The organism is Nocardioides sp. cx-173 (assembly GCF_021117365.1).
Lineage (GTDB): Bacteria > Actinomycetota > Actinomycetes > Propionibacteriales > Nocardioidaceae > Nocardioides.
In genome coordinates this window covers 3,807,595-3,825,331 of sequence record NZ_CP088262.1, presented here as the reverse complement: position 1 = coordinate 3,825,331, position 17,737 = coordinate 3,807,595, and the positions used below count along the sequence as shown (strand labels likewise).

Annotated in this window: 17 protein-coding genes; 11 read left to right on the top strand and 6 right to left on the bottom strand. The window is 72.0% G+C overall.

Going from position 1 to position 17,737, the window contains the following annotated elements:
* Nucleotides 1-61 precede the first annotated feature (61 nt).
* Nucleotides 62-1,186, bottom strand: coding sequence for a phosphoserine transaminase (gene serC, locus LQ940_RS18730; protein ID WP_231241512.1), 1,125 nt, complete (start codon nt 1,184-1,186; stop codon nt 62-64).
* Nucleotides 1,187-1,288: 102 nt separating this feature from the next.
* On the opposite strand from serC, the gene LQ940_RS18725 reads away from it, so the two are divergent.
* Nucleotides 1,289-1,759: a GNAT family N-acetyltransferase gene (locus LQ940_RS18725; protein ID WP_231241511.1), complete on the top strand. Its 471-nt coding sequence runs from the start codon at nt 1,289-1,291 to the stop codon at nt 1,757-1,759.
* A 54-nt stretch (nt 1,760-1,813) separates the two neighbouring features.
* Here the strand turns inward: LQ940_RS18725 and LQ940_RS18720 are convergent, their stop codons facing one another.
* Nucleotides 1,814-2,917: a citrate synthase 2 gene (locus tag LQ940_RS18720; protein WP_231241510.1), complete on the bottom strand. Its 1,104-nt coding sequence runs from the start codon at nt 2,915-2,917 to the stop codon at nt 1,814-1,816.
* A 77-nt stretch (nt 2,918-2,994) separates the two neighbouring features.
* On the opposite strand from LQ940_RS18720, the gene pdxH reads away from it, so the two are divergent.
* The 9 genes from pdxH to LQ940_RS18675 all read left to right on the top strand — a co-directional run bounded on the left by pdxH (nt 2,995) and on the right by LQ940_RS18675 (nt 12,519).
* Complete coding sequence (gene pdxH / locus LQ940_RS18715; protein ID WP_231241509.1) at nt 2,995-3,651, top strand: pyridoxamine 5'-phosphate oxidase; 657 nt, start codon at nt 2,995-2,997, stop codon at nt 3,649-3,651.
* Nucleotides 3,652-3,788: 137 nt separating this feature from the next.
* On the top strand, nt 3,789-4,370 hold the full coding sequence (locus tag LQ940_RS18710) for a TetR/AcrR family transcriptional regulator (protein ID WP_231241508.1): 582 nt from the start codon (nt 3,789-3,791) through the stop codon (nt 4,368-4,370).
* Nucleotides 4,370-6,103 carry an ABC transporter ATP-binding protein gene (locus tag LQ940_RS18705; RefSeq protein ID WP_231241507.1) on the top strand — a complete coding sequence of 578 codons (1,734 nt, stop codon included), beginning with the start codon at nt 4,370-4,372 and terminating at the stop codon, nt 6,101-6,103. The genes LQ940_RS18710 and LQ940_RS18705 overlap by 1 nt, the downstream gene beginning before the upstream one ends.
* Nucleotides 6,100-7,968, top strand: coding sequence for an ABC transporter ATP-binding protein (locus tag LQ940_RS18700; RefSeq protein ID WP_374229485.1), 1,869 nt, complete (start codon nt 6,100-6,102; stop codon nt 7,966-7,968). The genes LQ940_RS18705 and LQ940_RS18700 overlap by 4 nt, the downstream gene beginning before the upstream one ends.
* A 365-nt stretch (nt 7,969-8,333) precedes the next feature.
* Nucleotides 8,334-9,938 (top strand): MDR family MFS transporter, encoded by a 1,605-nt coding sequence (locus LQ940_RS18695; protein ID WP_308217421.1) that lies wholly within the window; start codon nt 8,334-8,336, stop codon nt 9,936-9,938.
* On the top strand, nt 9,935-10,426 hold the full coding sequence (locus tag LQ940_RS18690; protein WP_231241506.1) for a MarR family winged helix-turn-helix transcriptional regulator: 492 nt from the start codon (nt 9,935-9,937) through the stop codon (nt 10,424-10,426). Before LQ940_RS18695 ends, LQ940_RS18690 begins: the two co-directional genes overlap by 4 nt.
* 265 nt (nt 10,427-10,691) lie before the next feature.
* Nucleotides 10,692-11,243: a hypothetical protein gene (locus LQ940_RS18685; RefSeq protein WP_231241505.1), complete on the top strand. Its 552-nt coding sequence runs from the start codon at nt 10,692-10,694 to the stop codon at nt 11,241-11,243.
* A 3-nt stretch (nt 11,244-11,246) separates the two neighbouring features.
* The gene (locus tag LQ940_RS18680; protein WP_231241504.1) at nt 11,247-11,855 is read left to right on the top strand and encodes a signal peptidase I; all 609 of its coding nucleotides are present in this window, start codon (nt 11,247-11,249) and stop codon (nt 11,853-11,855) included.
* Nucleotides 11,856-11,943: 88 nt separating this feature from the next.
* The gene (locus LQ940_RS18675; RefSeq protein ID WP_231241503.1) at nt 11,944-12,519 is read left to right on the top strand and encodes a hypothetical protein; all 576 of its coding nucleotides are present in this window, start codon (nt 11,944-11,946) and stop codon (nt 12,517-12,519) included.
* Here the strand turns inward: LQ940_RS18675 and LQ940_RS18670 are convergent.
* Genes LQ940_RS18670 through LQ940_RS18660 form a run of 3 tightly spaced genes read right to left on the bottom strand, consistent with a single transcriptional unit; the run spans nt 12,506 to nt 16,163 of the window.
* Nucleotides 12,506-14,071, bottom strand: a complete 1,566-nt coding sequence (locus tag LQ940_RS18670) for a glycoside hydrolase family 13 protein (RefSeq protein ID WP_231241502.1) — start codon at nt 14,069-14,071, stop codon at nt 12,506-12,508. The two genes, LQ940_RS18675 and LQ940_RS18670, sit on opposite strands and share 14 nt — an antisense overlap.
* Nucleotides 14,068-14,844 carry a hypothetical protein gene (locus tag LQ940_RS18665; RefSeq protein WP_231241501.1) on the bottom strand — a complete coding sequence of 259 codons (777 nt, stop codon included), beginning with the start codon at nt 14,842-14,844 and terminating at the stop codon, nt 14,068-14,070. The genes LQ940_RS18670 and LQ940_RS18665 overlap by 4 nt, the downstream gene beginning before the upstream one ends.
* Nucleotides 14,841-16,163, bottom strand: coding sequence for a cryptochrome/photolyase family protein (locus LQ940_RS18660; protein WP_231241500.1), 1,323 nt, complete (start codon nt 16,161-16,163; stop codon nt 14,841-14,843). Before LQ940_RS18660 ends, LQ940_RS18665 begins: the two co-directional genes overlap by 4 nt.
* 47 nt (nt 16,164-16,210) lie before the next feature.
* On the opposite strand from LQ940_RS18660, the gene LQ940_RS18655 reads away from it, so the two are divergent.
* Nucleotides 16,211-16,900, top strand: a complete 690-nt coding sequence (locus LQ940_RS18655) for a metal-dependent transcriptional regulator (RefSeq protein WP_231241499.1) — start codon at nt 16,211-16,213, stop codon at nt 16,898-16,900.
* A gap of 10 nt (nt 16,901-16,910) precedes the next feature.
* On the opposite strand, the gene LQ940_RS18650 is transcribed toward LQ940_RS18655, so the two are convergent.
* Nucleotides 16,911-17,732, bottom strand: a complete 822-nt coding sequence (locus LQ940_RS18650; RefSeq protein WP_231241498.1) for a Sir2 family NAD-dependent protein deacetylase — start codon at nt 17,730-17,732, stop codon at nt 16,911-16,913.
* Between the last annotated feature and the right edge of the window lie 5 nt (nt 17,733-17,737).

Here is a 17,737-nt window from a genome sequence, read left to right as displayed (position 1 = left end):
AATTTGCGCTGGCAGGCGCGGCGACCACGAAATCGTTAGGGACTATCCCGACAGGCGGGGCTCAGGCGGTGTGCTCGACGACGTAGTCGATGCAGGCGGTGAGGGCCTCGACGTCGGCGGGGTCGATGGCGGGGTACATCGCGATGCGGAGCTGGTTGCGGCCGAGCTTGCGGTAGGGCTCGGTGTCGACGATCCCGTTGGCGCGCAGGGTCTTGGCGATCGCGGCCGCGTCGATGGCGTCGTCGAAGTCGATGGTGCCGATCACCAGCGAGCGGGAGTCGGGGTCGGCGACGTACGGCGTGGTGTACGACGTCTTCTCGGCCCAGCCGTACAGCGCGTCGGAGGAGGCGGTGGTGCGCTCCACCATGCCGGTGAGGCCGCCCTGGGCGTTCATCCAGTCCAGCTGCTCGGCCATGAGGAAGAGCGTGGCGACCGACGGGGTGTTGTAGGTCTGGTTCTTCGCGGAGTTGTCGATGGCGGTCGGCAGGTCGAAGAACGCCGGGATGTGGCGGTCACTCGCCGCGATCGTCGCGGCGCGCTCGAGGGCGGCCGGCGACATCAGGGCGATCCACAGGCCGCCGTCGGAGGCGAAGCACTTCTGCGGGGCGAAGTAGTAGGCGTCGACCTGAGTCAGGTCGACGGGCAGGCCGCCGGCCCCGGAGGTCGCGTCGACGAGCACCAGCGAGCCCTCGTCGGCGCCCTCGGGGCGTACGACGGGCGCCATCACAGCGGTCGAGGTCTCGTTGTGGGCCCACGCGTAGGCGTCCACACCGGCCTCGGCCACGGCGTCGGGACGCGAGCCGGGCGCGGACTTGATCACCGACGGCGCGTCCAGCCAGGGCGCGTCGGCCGCGGCCTTGGCGAACTTGGAGGAGAACTCGCCGAACGACAGGTGCTGGCTCTTGGTCTGGATCAGGCCGAACGTCGCGATGTCCCAGAACGCCGTCGCGCCGCCGTTGCCGAGCACGACCTCGTAGCCCTCGGGCAGCGAGAACAGCGCGGCCAGGCCCTCCCGCACGCGGCCGACGGTGTTCTTCACCGGGGCCTGGCGGTGCGAGGTCCCCATCAGCGAGGAGCCCGTGGCAGCCAGTGCGTCGAGGTGGCTGGTCTGGATCTTCGACGGGCCGGCGCCGAAGCGGCCGTCGGCGGGCAGGAGGTCTGCGGGGATCTGGAGGGCGTCGCTCACGTGGCAACCTTCCGAGTTGGGAGGGGTGGGTGCTGACGACGCTGTCAGGGAGGTCCCTATTGTGTCAGCACCGTTGCACGCGCGATAAATCGGAGGACTGCTGTGCGGATCGAGCGCGTCGGCTACGGCCACCCCGACGCCGTACGGCTGGTCGCCGATGTGCAGGCCGAGTACGTCGTGCGCTACGGCGGCCAGGACGACTCCCCGGTCGACCCGCTGGAGTTCGAGCGGCCGCACGGCAGCTTCTTCGTCGGCTACGTCGACGACGTCGCCGTGGCCACCGGGGCCTGGCGGCGCTCGACCGTCGAGGCCTTCGGCACCACGCAGACCTGTGAGGTCAAGCGCATGTATGTCGTGGCGGCGGCCCGCGGCCAGGGCCTCGCGCGCCGCATGCTGGCCCACCTGGAGGAGTCGGCGCGCGCCGCGGGCGCCCGGGCGCTGGTGCTGGAGACCGGGATCAAGCAGCCGGAGGCGATCGCGCTCTACGAGTCGTCGGGGTACGTGGCGATCCCGGGCTACGGCTACTACCGTGACTCGCCGCTCAGCCGCACGCTGGGCAAGCCGCTCGTCTGAGGAGGGCGCGACGCTGCTCCCGTGCAGCTCGCCCGCAGCGTGGCCCGCCTCGGCTCAGCCGGCCCACTCCGACTTCCAGCCGTCCACCTCGTCGGCGCCGCGGGCACTCGGGCCGGTGTAGATCGCCGAGGGCCGGATCAGGCGCCCGGTGCGCTTCTGCTCCAGGATGTGCGCGGACCAGCCGCCGGTGCGCGCACAGGTGAACATCGAGGTGAACATGTGCGGCGGCACCTCGGCGAAGTCGAGGACGATCGCGGCCCAGAACTCCACGTTGGTCTCCAAGACGCGGTCGGGCCGGCGCTCGCGGAGCTCGGCCAGCGCGGCCTTCTCCAGCGCCTCGGCGACCTCGTAGCGGGGCGCGTTGAGCTCCTTGGCCGTACGGCGCAGCACGCGGGCGCGCGGGTCCTCGGCGCGGTAGACGCGGTGACCGAAGCCCATCAGCCGCTCGCCGCGGTCGAGCAGGCCCTTGACGTACGCGCCGGCGTCACCGGACTCCTCGACGTCGGCGATCATGCCCAGCACCCGCGAGGGGGCGCCGCCGTGCAGCGGTCCGCTCATCGCGCCGATCGCACCCGAGAAGGCGGCCGCGACGTCGGCTCCGGTGGAGGTGATGACGCGCGCGGTGAACGTGGAGGCGTTCATGCCGTGCTCGGCCGCCGACGACCAGTAGGCGTCGATGGCGTGCACGTGCTTGGGGTCGGCCTCGCCCTTCCAGCGGATCAGGAACTTCTCGGCGAGGCTGCCGCCCTCGTCGACGAGCCGCTGGGGGACGACCGGCTGCTGCAGGCCGCGCGCCGACTGGGCGGCGTACGAGAGGACCATGACGGCCACGCGGCTGAGGTCCTCGCGGGCCTGCTCGTCGGAGATGTCGTAGGTCTGGCCGAAGCCGAACGCCGGGGCCAGCATCGCGACGGCGGCCTGGACGTCGACGCGCACGTCACCGGTGTGGACCGGCAGGTTGTAGGGCTCGGCCGGCGGCAGGCCGGGGGTGTAGCTGCCGTCGATCAGCAGGCCCCACACGTTCTCGAACGGCACCCGACCGACGAGGTCCTCGATGTCGACGCCGCGGTAGCGAAGCGCGGAGCCCTCCTTGTCGGGCTCGGCGATCTCGCTCTCGAAGGCGATGACGTCCTCCAGTCCGTGGTGTACCTCGGTCATTGTGGCGACTCCTTCGTCTGGCGCCCGGGTGCCGGGCGCGCCGCAGGCATTCTGCACCACGGCCTAGCCTGCAGGTCATGGGAGACAACACTCACGACGACTCCGACATCGCGGCGCTGCGCCAGGAGTACGCCGCCGGAGGGCTCGCGGAGGCCGACCTGGCCGCGGACCCGGTGGCGATGTTCGGACGGTGGTTCGCCGACGTACGCGCCGCGGGGCTGCACGAGCCCAACGCCATGGTCGTCTCCACGGTCGGCGTCGACTCCCGGCCTTCGTCGCGCCTGGTCCTGCTCAAGGGCTACGACGACGAGGGCTTCCGCTTCTTCACCAACACCGCCTCGCGCAAGGGCGAGGACCTCGCCGCCAACCCGGCCTGCGCGCTGCTGTTCCCCTGGCACCTCCTGGAGCGGCAGGTCCGCATCGACGGCACCGCCGAGCTCCTGTCGCGCGACGAGGTCGAGGCGTACTTCGCCTCGCGACCCCGCGGCTCCCAACTCGGCGCCTGGGCCTCCCACCAGTCGCAGCCGGTCGCGGACCGCGGCGCGCTAGAAGACGCCTACGCCGAGGCCGAGCACCGCTTTCCCGACGACGTGCCGGTGCCGCCACAGTGGGGCGGCTACCTCGTCCGCCCGCAGGCTGTGGAGTTCTGGCAGGGCCGCCGCGGGCGCCTGCACGACCGGCTGGTCTATCGCCGCGGCGACGGCGGCTGGACGACGGAGCGGCTGGCGCCGTAGGCCTCGGGTGGCGCCTCCGGGCCTTTCCCTGCGCTTCGGGGCCGTTGTTCTGCCCCAGAAGCGCAGGGTTATCAGCATCTGCTGATAACCCTGCCGCCGGATTGTGAGTGAGCGCTCACTCAGTTACTGTTGCACTCATGCCACCCCGTGCCCGGCCGATGGCGGCCGACGAGCGTCGCGCCGAGCTGACCGATGTGACGCTGGGCCTGCTGCGCGTCCACGGTCGCGCGGTCACGACGCGCCAGATCGCGGAGGCGGCGGGGGTCGCGGAGGGGACGATCTTCCGGGTCTTCGCCTCCAAGGAGGAGCTCGTCGACGCGGCGCTCGCGCGGGCCTTCGAGCCGGGGGACCTCGTGGCCCGCATCGAGGGCATCGACCGGGACCAGCCGCTGAGCGCGCGGCTGCTCGACCTGGTCGGCGTGCTGCAGCAGCGCTTCCGCGCCACCTTCGACCTGATGCTCAAGGTCGAGCTGGTGGGGCCGCCGCGCCACGTGCACGACTCCGAGGAGGCCGAGGAGTGGCGAGCCCGGCTCACGCTGCTGCTCACCGACCTGGTCGGCGAGGACGGCGACCAGCTCGCCGTGCCCGTCGACCACTTCCTGCACGTACTGCGCCTGCTGACCTTCGCGGGCAGCCATCCCAAGGTCACCGAGGGGCGGCTGCTCACGCCCGAGCAGATCGTCGAGACCGTGCTGCTCGGTCTCGGGAGGAGGGACTGATGCTGCTCCAGCTGATGCGCACCTACCTGCGCCCCTACCGCGCCTCACTGTCGGTGATCGTCGTCCTGCAGCTCGTCTCCACGGTCGCCCTGCTCTACCTGCCGAGCCTCAACGCCGACATCATCGACGACGGCGTGGCGGTCGGCGACACCGACTACATCGTCCGCGTGGGCGCCGTGATGCTCGCCGTCTCGCTGGTGCAGATCGCGTGCTCGGTCGTGGCCGTCTGGTTCTCGGCGCGTACGGCGATGGCGTTCGGGCGCGACCTGCGCGCGGCCGTCTTCCACCGGGTCGGCTCGTTCTCCGGGCGCGAGCTGGCGCAGTTCGGTGCCCCGTCGCTGATCACCCGCAACACCAACGACGTGCAGCAGGTGCAGATGCTGACGCTGATGACCTGCACGATGGCCGTCTCGGTGCCGATCATGATGGTCGGCGGGATCCTGATGGCGATGCGCGAGGACCTCGGCCTGTCCTGGCTGCTGGCCATCGTCGTACCCGCGCTGTTCGTCTCCGTCGGCTTCGTCGTCTCTCGGATGGTGCCGAGCTTCCGGCTGGTGCAGGAGCGCATCGACGGGGTCAACCGGGTGCTGCGCGAGCAGATCACCGGCATCCGGGTCGTCCGTGCGTTCGTGCGGGAGCCGCACGAGACCCGCCGGTTCGCGCGGGCCAACGACGACCTCACCGAGGTGTCAGTGCGGGCGGGACGGTGGATGGCCACCATGTTCCCGCTCGTGATGCTCGTCGTGAACGTGTCCAGCGTCGCGGTGATCTGGTTCGGTGGCCACCGCGTCGACCAGGGGCAGATGGAGGTCGGGGCCCTGACCGCCTTCCTGAGCTACCTGATGCAGATCCTGATGTCGGTGATGATGGGCACGTTCATGCTGATGATGGTGCCGCGCTCGGCCGTCTGTGCCGACCGGATCGCCGAGGTGCTGGCCACCGACTCGTCCGTGGTCCCGCCCGCGGATCCGGTGCACGAGGTGACCGGACGCGGCGTGCTGGAGCTCGACGGCGTGGGGTTCACCTACCCCGGCGCCGAGCAGCCGGTCTTGAGCGACGTCAGCTTCCAGGCCCGCGCGGGGCAGACGGTCGCCGTCATCGGGTCGACCGGTGCGGGCAAGTCGACCCTGCTCAACCTGGTGCCGCGGCTCTTCGACGCGACTGCCGGCGAGGTGCGCGTCGACGGCGTGGGCGTCCGCGATCTCGACCCCACCATGCTGTGGTCCAAGATCGGCCTGGTGCCGCAGCGGGCGTTCCTCTTCACCGGCACCGTCGCCTCCAACCTGCGCCACGGCAAGCCGGACGCCACCGGCGAGGAGCTCTGGCAGGCCTTGGAGATCGCGCAGGCGCGCGACTTCGTCGAGGCGATGCCGGAGGGCCTGGACGCGCCGATCGTCCAGGGCGGCACCAACGTCTCCGGCGGCCAGCGCCAGCGCCTGGCCATCGCCCGCGCGCTGGTACGCCGTCCCGAGATCTACCTGTTCGACGACGCGTTCTCCGCGCTCGACCTCGCGACCGACGCCCGCCTGCGCGCGGCGCTGCGCCCCGAGACCCGCGACGCCACGGTGGTCCTGGTCGCGCAGCGCGTCTCCTCGATCCGCGACGCCGACCTGATCCTCGTGCTCGAGGACGGCCACGTCGTCGGGCGCGGCACCCACGACGAGCTGCTCGCGGGCAACCCGACGTACCAGGAGATCGTCACCTCCCAGCTGAGCGCGGAGGAGGCGGCATGAGCGCCCCGCCCCGCGACACCGCGGGCACGATGAAGGAGACCGAGCGCATCCAGCCGGCCGGTGGCCCGGGCCGCGGTCCGATGGCCGGCGGCATGGTCGGCCAGAAGGCGATGAGCTTCGGCCCCTCGGCCCGCCGCATGCTGCGCCGGATGGCGCCGCGGCGCCGGCAGGCGTACGCCGTCGTTGCGCTGGCCGTCGTGAGCGTCGGTCTGATGTCGCTCGGTCCGCGGATCCTCGGCGAGGCCACGGACCTGATCTTCGACGGCTACCTCGCCCAGGAGCCGATCGACTTCGACGCCCTGCGCGACGTGCTGCTCGGCGTGCTCGCGATCTACGTCGGCGCGTCGGTGCTGGCCTGGCTGCAGGGCTACCTGCTCAACGACGTCGTACAGGGCACGGTCCGCGACATGCGCGCCGACGTCGAGGACAAGGTCAACGCGCTGCCGCTTCAGTACTTCGACCGGCAGCCGCGCGGTGAGCTGCTCAGCCGCGTCACCAACGACATCGACAACGTCAGCCAGACGCTGCAGCAGACGATGAGCCAGCTGCTCACCTCCCTGCTGACCGTGCTGGCGGTGCTGTCGATGATGTTCTGGATCTCGCCGGTGCTGGCCCTCATCGCGCTGGTCTCGGTGCCGGTGTCGATGTATGCCACCACCCGGATCATGAAGCGCTCGCAGGGCCAGTTCATCGCCCAGTGGCGGCGTACCGGCCGCCTCAACGCCCACATCGAGGAGACCTTCTCGGGTCACGCCCTCGTGACCGTGTTCGGCCGGCGTCCCGAGGTCGAGCGCACCTTCGCCGTCGAGAACGACGAGCTGTACGACGCGTCGTTCAAGGCGCAGTTCGTGAGCGGGCTGATCATGCCGCTGATGATGTTCATCGGGAACCTCAACTACGTGGTCATCGCCGTCGTCGGCGGCCTGCGCGTGGCCAACGGGACGCTGTCGCTGGGGGAGGTGCAGGCCTTCATCCAGTACACGCGGCAGTTCACCCAGCCGCTGACCACGGTGGCCTCGATGATGAACCTGCTGCAGTCCGGCGTCGCGTCCGCCGAGCGGGTCTTCGAGCTGCTCGACGCCGAGGAGCAGGTGCCGGACGTGGCGGGGGAGCCGCTCCTCGACGGCCGCGGTCAGGTCGCCTTCGAGGACGTCTCCTTCTCCTACGACCCCGCCGAGCCGCTCATCTCGGGGCTCTCGCTCGTCGCCCGGCCGGGGCAGACGGTCGCGATCGTGGGGCCGACCGGTGCCGGCAAGACCACGCTGGTCAACCTGGTCATGCGCTTCTACGAGCTCGACGGCGGGCGGATCACCCTCGACGGCGTCGACATCACCGCGATGCCGCGCGCCACGCTGCGCGGCGGCATCGGGATGGTCCTGCAGGACACCTGGCTCTTCAAGGGCACGATCCGCGACAACATCGCCTACGGGCGCCCGGGCGCGAGCGAGGAGGAGATCCTCGAGGCGGCCCGGGCGACGTTCGTGGACCGCTTCGTCCACTCGCTGCCCGAGGGCTACGACACGATGATCGAGGAGGACGGCGGCAACCTCTCGGCCGGCGAGCGGCAGCTGGTGACGATCGCCCGCGCCTTCCTCTCCGACCCGGCACTGCTGATCCTCGACGAGGCGACCTCCTCGGTGGACACCCGCACGGAGCTGCTCCTGCAGCACGCGATGGCCGCGCTGCGCAGCGACCGGACGTCGTTCGTGATCGCGCACCGCCTCTCCACGATCCGCGACGCCGACCTGATCCTGGTCATGGAGGCGGGGCGGATCGTCGAGCAGGGCACCCACGACGAGCTCCTCGCGGCCGGCGGCGCCTACAGCCGGCTCTACCGCTCCCAGTTCGCCGCCGCGCTCGCGTGAGGGGGCGGTCTGCCCGGGCTGGATATCCCCTTGAGCGGCGGGCCGCGGCGACCTACGGTGGAGGGACACGGGAAAGGAGGTGGTCCGAAGAATGAGTTCTTTGAGGACGCGTGAGGTGGCTGCCCGCTAGCAGCCCAGCATCATGCCGGGTGGAAGCGCCCGGCAGGCTGCTGACGAATTCCTAGCAGCTACCCGACCCGCAGGCGATCCGGGATCACGTCCCCCGGAGCGGTCTTCTCCGGAAGGCCACGCCTGCGGGTCGCTGCATTTCCCGCCCGGCGTGGGCCTCGACACAGTGGATACCGGTGACGGCAAGCACGGGATATAGTTGATCTCGGCAACCTTCTAGCATGAATCGAGCTTCCGTGTCACAGGCAGTCCCCCCGTCCGCCGCGTCCACCCCGCCGTCCACCGCGTCCACTCGGGCGGGGCAGGCCCCGGTCCAGATGACCCACCGCGAGATCCTGGAGGCCCTGAGCGGCCTGCTGCTCGCGATGTTCGTCGCCATGATGTCGAGCACGGTCGTGTCCAACGCGCTGCCCGTGATCGTCACCGACCTCAAGGGCAGCCAGACCGGCTACACCTGGGTGGTCGTCGCGACGCTGCTGACGATGACGGCCACCACGCCGTTGTGGGGCAAGCTCGCCGACCTGTTCAGCAAGAAGCTGCTCGTCCAGACCGCGCTGGTCATCTACTCGGCCGGTTCCCTGGTCGCCGCCTTCGCACCCACCATGGGGGTTCTGATCGGCGCCCGTGCCCTGCAGGGCCTCGGCGTCGGCGGCCTGACCGCGCTGGTGCAGGTCGTCATCGCCAGCATGGTCAGCCCGCGCGAGCGCGGCCGCTACTCCGGCTACATCGGCGCGGTCCTCGCGGTCGCCACGGTCAGCGGCCCGCTCATCGGCGGCCTGATCGTCGACAGCCCCCTCGGCTGGCGCGGCTGCTTCTTCGTGGGCCTGCCCATCGCCGCACTGGCCTTCGTCGTCCTCCAGCGGACCCTCCACCTGCCCGTCGTACGGCGCAAGGTGCACGTGGACTACCTCGGCGCGACCCTCATCATGGGCGGGGTCAGCATCCTGCTGGTCTGGGTCTCCCTGGCCGGGCAGCAGTTCGACTGGGCCTCCCGCACGACCGTGCTGATGCTCAGCGCCGGCATCGCCGTCATCGCCGTCGCCGTGTATGTCGAGTGGCGCGTCGCCGCCGACCCGATCATCCCCCTGCGCCTCTTCCGCGACCGCACGACCGCCCTGGCCACGATCGCGTCGGTCATGGTGGGCGTGGCGATGTTCGGCTCGACGGTCTACCTCAGCCAGTACTTCCAGCTCGCCCGAGGCATGTCGCCCACCGAGGCCGGCCTGATGTCGATCGCGATGGTCGGCGGGCTGCTGGTCTCCTCGATCGTCAGCGGGCGGATCATCACCACCACCGGCCTGTGGAAGCGCTGGCTCGTGGGCGGGATGGTGCTGGTGATCGCCGGGCTGTTCCTGCTCGGCACCATCGACGAGAAGACCGACCTCGTCGTCGTCGGCGCCTTCATGGCGTTGGTCGGTGTGGGCCTGGGCGCGACCATGCAGAACCTCGTGCTCTCGGTGCAGAACAACACCCCCATCGAGGACATGGGCGCCGCCAGCTCGGTCGTCGCGTTCTTCCGCTCGCTCGGCGGCGCGACCGGTGTCTCCGCGCTGGGCGCGATCCTGGCCACCCAGGTCGCCGACAGCGTCAAGGACGGACTTGCCAAGATGCACATCCGGCCCGACTCGCACTCGAGCGGGGCGATCCCCGACCTGGACACGCTGCCCGCGCCGATCCGGGCGCTGTACGAGGCGTCGTTCGGTGAGGCCGTGGGCCACGTGTTCCTGGTCGCCACGCCGTTCGCGGTCGCCGCGCTGATCTGCGTCCTGTTCATCAAGGAGGTGCCGCTGCGCACCTCCAACTTCGTGGCCGCCGAGGCCGAAGAGCCGGCCTCCCGGTGACCAGAGCCGAGCTGCTGCGCCACCTCGAGCAGGAGGTGGGCGTGATGATGCGCCGCGTCAAGCGGGTCGTGGCCGTCAGGGCCGAGCTCGTGCACGAGGACCTGCAGCCGGCGGCGTACCTGATGCTGGGCTACGTCGCCGAGCACGGCCCCCTGCGAGCCTCCTCGATGGCGGAGATCTTCTCCACGGACAAGGGCGCGATCAGCCGTCAGGTGCAGCACCTGGTGGACCTCGGGCTCGTGGTCCGGCTGCCGGACCCCGATGACCGCCGGGCCTGGCTGGTCTCGGCCACCGACGACGCGGTCGCGCGCCTCGCCGAGGTCGCCGCGCACCGCCGCAAGTGGCTCGACGAGCGGCTCGGCGACTGGCCCGACGAGCGCCTGGAGCACCTGACCAGCCTGCTCAGCGACTACAACGAGGTGCTCAGCAGGTCGCCGCAGGTCATCGACCGGGCCGGCCCGGCAGCGGACCCGATCGACCAGCCCTGACCCGGGCCGCGACGCGTGACCAACCTCATGGGCACGCGCGTTGGGCGGGGTGCCGGATTGCTTAGAATTGTGGTAGTCGCGCAGCGTCTATGACGGCCGTCGGGCCGCGGCTCCGCCGCCCCGGTCGTGCAGCGACCTCCTCCGCCGGGCGTTCCCGGCGGGGCGACCGCCTGGCGCACACCAGCGGGAGGTCGGTGGGTCATGCCCGGACGTCGTGGCGCGCGCCGACTGTGTCCTGCCTATGCCGAAGAGAGAGGAGTAGGACATGAGTACGACTGCGACCGATGTCGCAGCCACCGAGCAGGAGCGCGACAAGCGCCGCCGCCGCGGCGCGATCGTCCGCTTCGGTCTCGCCGGCGTCGCTGTCCTGGGCGTCGGAGCCGCGCTGACCAGTGCGACCTGGACCGACGACGCCTGGTTCGCGGGCAGCGCGAGCGCCGTCGAGAAGGTCGAGCTGCAGGCCAGCGTCGACGGTGGCAACACCTGGTTCGACGCGGACACCGTGGACAACGCCGTGGCGATCCCCGCTTCCGCGTTCGAGAACCTCAACCAGGGTGCCGACGAGAGCATCGCGCTGCAGCTGAAGAACGCCAGCAGCGTGCCGCTGACGCTCGGCAAGGGCGTCCTGACCACGGACGGTGCGCTGTTCGACGGAGACGCGCCGGCGTCGGCGACGATCCACGACCCGTCGACCTTCGAGCTCGACGCCGGTGCCACCGACACGGTGATCCTGCAGGTCACGACCCCGGACGACTGGCCCGAGGAGTACCAGGGCGCCGAGGGGACGCTGACCCTGCAGTTCACCGGAGAGTCCTGATAGATGGCGGGCCGCGCGGTGGCCGTGCGCCTCGTGCGCACGGCCGCTGACATCCTGGTGTGGGTCCTCGCGGTCCTCGGGGTCTTCAGCCTGGGAGTGTGGGCCGCCAGCACGCTGGGAGTGATCCAGCCGCTCGTCGTCGTCTCCGGGTCCATGGAGCCGGAGATCGAGACGGGCGACCTGCTGGTCGCGACCCCCGTCCCGATCGACGAGGTCGAGGTCGGGGACGTCCTGTCGTTGCGCAACGACGTCACGGACCGGCTCGTCACGCACCGCGTCACCGAGGTGACGCAGCACGACGACGGCTCGTGGCACGTCCGCATGCAGGGCGACGCCAACGACAGCCCCGACGCCGGTGAGTACGTCGTCACCGACGACACGGTGCTGTCCCCGCGCTGGCAGTTCGCCGGCCTGGGGGAGGCGCTGATGCGGCTCAAGGAGCCGAGCGTGGCGATCCCGCTGATGATCGGGGTCGCAGCGATCCTCGCGCTGAGCCTGATGCGCCGCTCCGACTCTGGTCCGGCGGGCAGGCACCAGGACGTGGCGCGCGACCCGCAGCAGGACCACGAGGCGCGTGACCTGGTCGGTGCCTCGTCGGGTCAGGACCGGTAACGGCCTTGGGTGCGGCCGTGCCCGGCACGGCCGCACCCAGGTCTGCACTCGAACCAGTGACAACGTGATCAGAGAAGGGAGCCAGCGCATGACCTGGCCCGCCACGTGCCGGCGCCTGTTCGCCGCCATCGGCGCCCTCCTTGCCGCCGTCCTCGTCGTCGCGACGACCGCGACCCGGACGGCCGCGGGGTGGAGCGACGGGGCCGCGTTCACCGCGCAGGCGACGTCGGGAACCTGGGAGACCGGGGGTGGCGACAAGTGCGAGGTGCTGAGCAACTTCACCGGCGAGGTCATCGGGACCTGCAACGTCGACGGGGTGACGTTCAGCGACGCCTGGAATCAGGGGACCAGGTTCAGCGTGGCCATCAGCGGCTTCCAGCCGAGCAACGACAGAGTCGCCCGCGTGAGCGTCGACCTGTCCAAGTACAGCTCCGCGTGGAACTGGCCAATCGGCACCGTGCAGATGGACAGCGCCCGGAGCGTCGACTGGTCCGCGCCCGTCCTGACCTTCACGACGTACCCCTCGGGCTTCTCGCCGTTCGGCGGCACCTACTTCGAGCCTATGACCGCATCGCACCGGGACGGTGACGGCCCGAGCGGGACCGAGCAGCCCGGTCGGGACCAGCCCGGTCGGGAGCAGTCCGGTTCCGTCAGCTCGTCCTGACCCAGATCGCGGTGTCGGGCGGCAGCCCACCGTCGGCGGGCCCGGTGGCCAGCAGCGTCTCGCCTGCGGGCAGCGGAGCGGCGCGCGAGCCGCAGTTGACCGCCAGCGTCACCTGGCCCCGGCGCACGGTGAGGACGTCGTCGAGCACGGTGAGGGTGACGTCGTCGCCGGCGTCGCGCAGCCACTCCCGCCGTAGCGCCAGGGCGCGTCGGTAGAACGCGAGCGTGGACGCCGGGTCGGCCTCCTGCGCCGCCACCGTCAGCGGCGCCCAGTCGTCGGGCTGCGGGATCCAGGGCTGGCCGGTGCCCGGCCCGAAGCCGTACGGCGGTCGGTCGCCCGACCAGGGCATGGGCACCCGGCAGCCGTCGCGCCCCGGCTGGCCGGTGCGGAACCAGGACGGGTCCTGGCGGTGCTCCGGCGCCACCTCGACGTCCTCCAGGCCGAGCTCCTCGCCCTGGTAGAGGTAGGCGGAGCCGGGCAGGGTCAGCGAGAGCAGGGTCGCCGCGCGGGCCCGCGCCCGCCCGACCGCTCCGCCGCCGTAGCGGGTCGCGTGGCGCTGCACGTCGTGGTTGCTCAGCACCCACGTGGGCGTGCCGCCGACCGCCGCCATGGCCGGGAGGGTGCGCTCGATCACCTCCGCGAAGGCCGGGGCCGACCACGGCGCCAGCACCCAGTCGAAGTTGAACGCCTGGTGCAGCTCGTCGGGGCGCACGTAGGCGGCGTTGGCCTCCACGGTGCTGGTCCAGGCCTCCGCGACGGCCATTCGGTCGCCGGCGTACTCGGCGAGGATGCGGTGCCACTGGCGGTAGACCTCGTGGACCTCGGGCTGGTCCCACATCGGGGCGTCCTCGGCGAGGCCGCCCATCTCGAAGTGGTCGACCTCGGTGCGCTGCCCGCGCTGGTCGCGCAGGCTCTCCTCCTTGAGCAGCCCGTGCGCCACGTCCACGCGGAAGCCGTCGACGTCGCGGTCCAGCCAGAAGCGCAGGACGTCCGCGAACATCGCCGCGACCTCGGGGTTGCGCCAGTCGAGGTCGGGCTGGGTGCTGTCGAACAGGTGGAGGTGCCACTGGTCGGTGTCGCCCACGCGGGTCCAGGCGGGGCCGCCGAAGACGGAGAGCCAGTTGTTGGGCGGCTCGCCGGCGTCGGCGCCGCGGCCGGTGCGGAAGAGGTAGCGGGCCCGCTCCGGGCTCCCGGGCCTGGCGGCCATCGCGGCCTGGAACCAGGCATGCTCGTGCGAGGTGTGGTTGGGCACCAGGTCCACGATGACCTTCAGCCCGAGGTCGTGCGCGCGGCTCACCAGCGCGTCCGCGTCGGCCAACGTCCCGAACAGCGGGTCGACGTCGGTGTAGTCGGCGACGTCGTAGCCGTGGTCGTGCTGGGGGGAGCGGTAGAACGGCGTCACCCAGACCGCGTCGACACCGAGGTCGCGCAGGTACGGCAGCCGCGAGGTGATGCCGGGCAGGTCACCGACGCCGTCGCCGTCGGAGTCGGCGAAGCTGCGCACGTAGACCTGGTAGACGACCGCCTGGCGCCACCACTCGCGCCCGCTCATGCGAACGCCGCCGGCTCGATGGTGATCCAGACGTGCTCGGCGCACGCCACGACCCGTCCGTCGGCGTCGTAGAGCGTCGAGGCCGTGAACGTCTTGCGGCCCTCCTGGCCGCGAGCGGCTCCGACCACCACGTGCTCCTCGTCGATCACCGGCAGGGCGTCCACCCGCGCCGTCATGGTCCCGAGCACCATCGGCCGGTCGGCCATGTCGGCGGCCCAGGCGCCGACGCAGTCGAGCGCCGCCCAGGTGACCGGCAGCGACGCGTGCGGCACGTCGTCGCGGTACTCGTGCCAGTCCTCCGCGTGGCTCGGGCGCGGCGTCCAGGTCCCGGCCGCGCGGGTCTGGCCGTCCTCCGGGGTCACCTCGCCGGGGAAGATCCGCAGTCCATCGCCCGCCTCGCGCTCGGTGCCGCAGGCGAAGCAGGTGGGGAAGGGGTGCGAGCGCAGACCGGGGTACGCCGCCTCGGCGGCCCGCGCCTCGTCGGCGGGCACCGGCCCCACCGGCTCGAGGTCGCGCTCGGTGAGCCAGGCCTGCGCGACCGGCCGGCCGTCGTACGTCGCGACGCGGGCGCCGGCGTCGTCGGTCAGCGGCAGCGCGACGTCCAACGGGGGCGGCTGGCGCAGCGCCACGGTGACCGCGGGCCAGGAGTGACCGCGGCCGGCGTCGTGCGGGATCGTCGCCGCCAGGGCGCCGGCGGTCCAGCCGCCGTTGCCGGACGAGGGCGGTCCGCAGAAGCGTCGGGGCACGATCAGCCGGTCGGTCGGCGGGTTCATCGGATCTCCTCCCAGCGGGCGAGGGCCTCGCGGCGCTCCTGCGCATGATCCACGATCGGGTGCGCGTAGCCCACCCGGTCGCGGTCGTCGGGGCCCGGGTCGTGCGGATCGGCGACGTCGGTCAGCTCGGGTACCCACCGGCGTACGTAGGCACCCTCCGGATCGAAGCGGCGGCCCTGGCTGGTGGGGTTGAAGACCCGGAAGAACGGCGAGGCGTCGGTGCCGCTGCCGGCCACCCACTGCCAGCCGTGCTGGTTGGAGGCCAGGTCGCCGTCGACCAGCCAGCGCATGAAGTGGCGGGCCCCGTGCTGCCACTCGACGTGCAGGTCCTTGACCAGGAAGCTGGCCGTGACCATCCGCATCCGGTTGTGCATCCAGCCGGTGGCGCGCAGCTGGCGCATCCCCGCGTCGACCACGGGGAAGCCGGTGCGGCCCTCCTGCCAGGCCTCGAGCTGGTCGCGGGGGTCGTCGTAGCGCATCCGGGCGTACTCGGGACGCAGGTAGTCCCGGGCCGTGCGCGGCCGGGCGAGCAGGACGTCGGCGTAGAACTCCCGCCAGGCCAGCTCCTTGCGGTAGCTCGCCGCGCCGGGGCCGGGCAGCGCCGCCAGGTCGGCCAGCAGCGTGCGGGGGTGGATCTCGCCGTACTTGAGGTGCGCCGAGAGCCGGGAGGTCCCGTCGACGGCCGGCCGGTCCCGCTCGTCGCCGTAGCCCGCGACCACGTCCAGGAAGTCCGCCCAGCGACGGTGCGCCGCGGCCTCGCCCGCCTCCGGCAGGTCGAGCCCCTCCGGCAGCCGGGTGTCCGGCAGGCCGGTCGTCTCGCGCAGGCGCAGCCAGGCCGGCTCGGCCGGCGCGTCGACGGGCGCGCGCCAGCCGTGCTCGGCCCAGGCCTTCGAGTACGGGGTGAAGACCCGGTAGGGCTCCCCGCTGCCGTTGGTCACCCGCCCCGGCGCGACGGCGTACGGCGAGCCGGTGCGGACGAGCTCGACGCCGACGTCGGCGAGCGCGCGCTCGACGGCGGCGTCGCGGGCGCGACCATAGGGGCCGAAGTCGGCCGCCACGTGGACCCGCTGGGCGCCGACCTCCCGGGCGGCCTCGACCACGCGCCGTACGGGATCGCCGTGCACGACCGCCAGCGGGACGGCGGCGCCCAGGGCGCGCAGGGAGGCCGTCAGGTGGCTGCGACGGGAGGGGCCGGCGGGGCCCCAGAGAGCCGGGTCCAGCACGAACAGCGGGAGCACCTCCGCCTCGGCGCACGCCTCCGCGAGGGCGGGGTTGTCGCGGGTGCGGAGGTCGCGGCGGAACCACATGACGGCGGGCATCGCCTCCACGATGCCAGGGACATCCACGCATGCGTCAGAATGGGTGCGTGAGCGACCTGATCGACACCACCGAGATGTACCTCCGCACGATCTACGAGCTCGTGGAGGAGGGCATCGTGCCGCTGCGTGCCCGCATCGCGGAGCGGCTTCACCAGAGCGGCCCGACGGTGTCGCAGACGGTGGCCCGGATGGAGCGCGACGGACTCCTCACCGTGCAGGGCGACCGGCACCTCGAGCTCACCGATGTCGGTCTCCAGCTCGCGACCCGGGTGATGCGCAAGCACCGGCTCGCCGAGCGGCTGCTGACCGACGTCATCGGCCTCGACTGGGAGCTCGTCCACGAGGAGGCGTGCCGCTGGGAGCACGTGATGTCCGAGACCGTGGAGCGCCGCCTGCTCCAGCTGCTCGACCACCCCACCGCCTCGCCGTACGGCAACCCGATCCCCGGTCTCGAGGAGCTCGGCCAGGTCGAGGTCGGCGAGGACTTCATGGACGGCGTGGAGTCGCTCTCCCAGGCCGCCGGCGCCGAGGAGGGGCGGGTGCTCGTGCGCCGGATCTCCGAGGAGATGCAGAAGGACGAGGCCCTGATGAGCGCCATGCGCCGCGTCGGCGCCCTGCCCGACAAGACCGTCACCGTCGTCGCCACGGACGACGGCGTCCTCGTCGGCTCCGGAGGCGAGACCGCCGAGATCGTCCCCGACGCCGCCGATCACATCTTCGTCAAGCGGCTGCTCTGACGCTCGCCGCTCAGCCCGCCAGCGCCGCCAGGAACTCCGAGCACCCGACATCCAGCTTGTACGTCGCGTGCTCGTCGCCTCGGGTGGTGCCGCGGTTGACGATCACCACCGGCACGCCGAGCTTCGCGGCCCGGCGGACGAACCGCAGGCCGCTCATCACGGTCAGGCTGGACCCGGCCACGAGCAGCGTGCCGCCCGCGGACGCCAGCGCCTCGACCGCCGCGTAGCAGCGCTCGACGCGGGGCGCCGGGACGTTCTCTCCGAAGAAGACGACGTCGGGCTTCAGCACCCCGCCGCACCCCTCGCAGGCCGGCACCACGAAGCCGGCGGTGTCGTCGAGCTCCACGTCGCCGTCGGGCCGGGCCTCGGCGGTCGCGTGGCGCTCGGCGAAGCCGGGGTTCAGCGCTGTCATCCGCTCGTGCAGGGCCACCCGCGACGAGGTCGCCCGGCAGCTCAGGCACACGACGTCGGCGATCCGCCCGTGCAGCGCGACCAGCCGCCGCGACCCGGCCGCCTCGTGCAGCCCGTCGACGTTCTGGGTGATGAGCAGCTCGGGGTCGAGCCTGGCCAGGGCTCGGTGGCCGTCGTTGGGGGCGGCGTGCCGCATCCGGCCCCAGCCCAGGTGGCTGCGCGCCCAGTAGCGCTGCTGGGCGGCCGGTCCCGACACGAACTCCTGGTAGGTCATCGGGGCCCGCGCCGGCGACCCCGGCCCGCGGTAGTCCGGGATGCCGGAGTCGGTCGAGAGCCCGGCACCCGTGAGCACGACGAGCGGTCCGCCGGCCAGGAGGGCGCAGGCGGCGTCGTACGTCGTGCCGGTCGGGAGGGCGGTCATGAGCC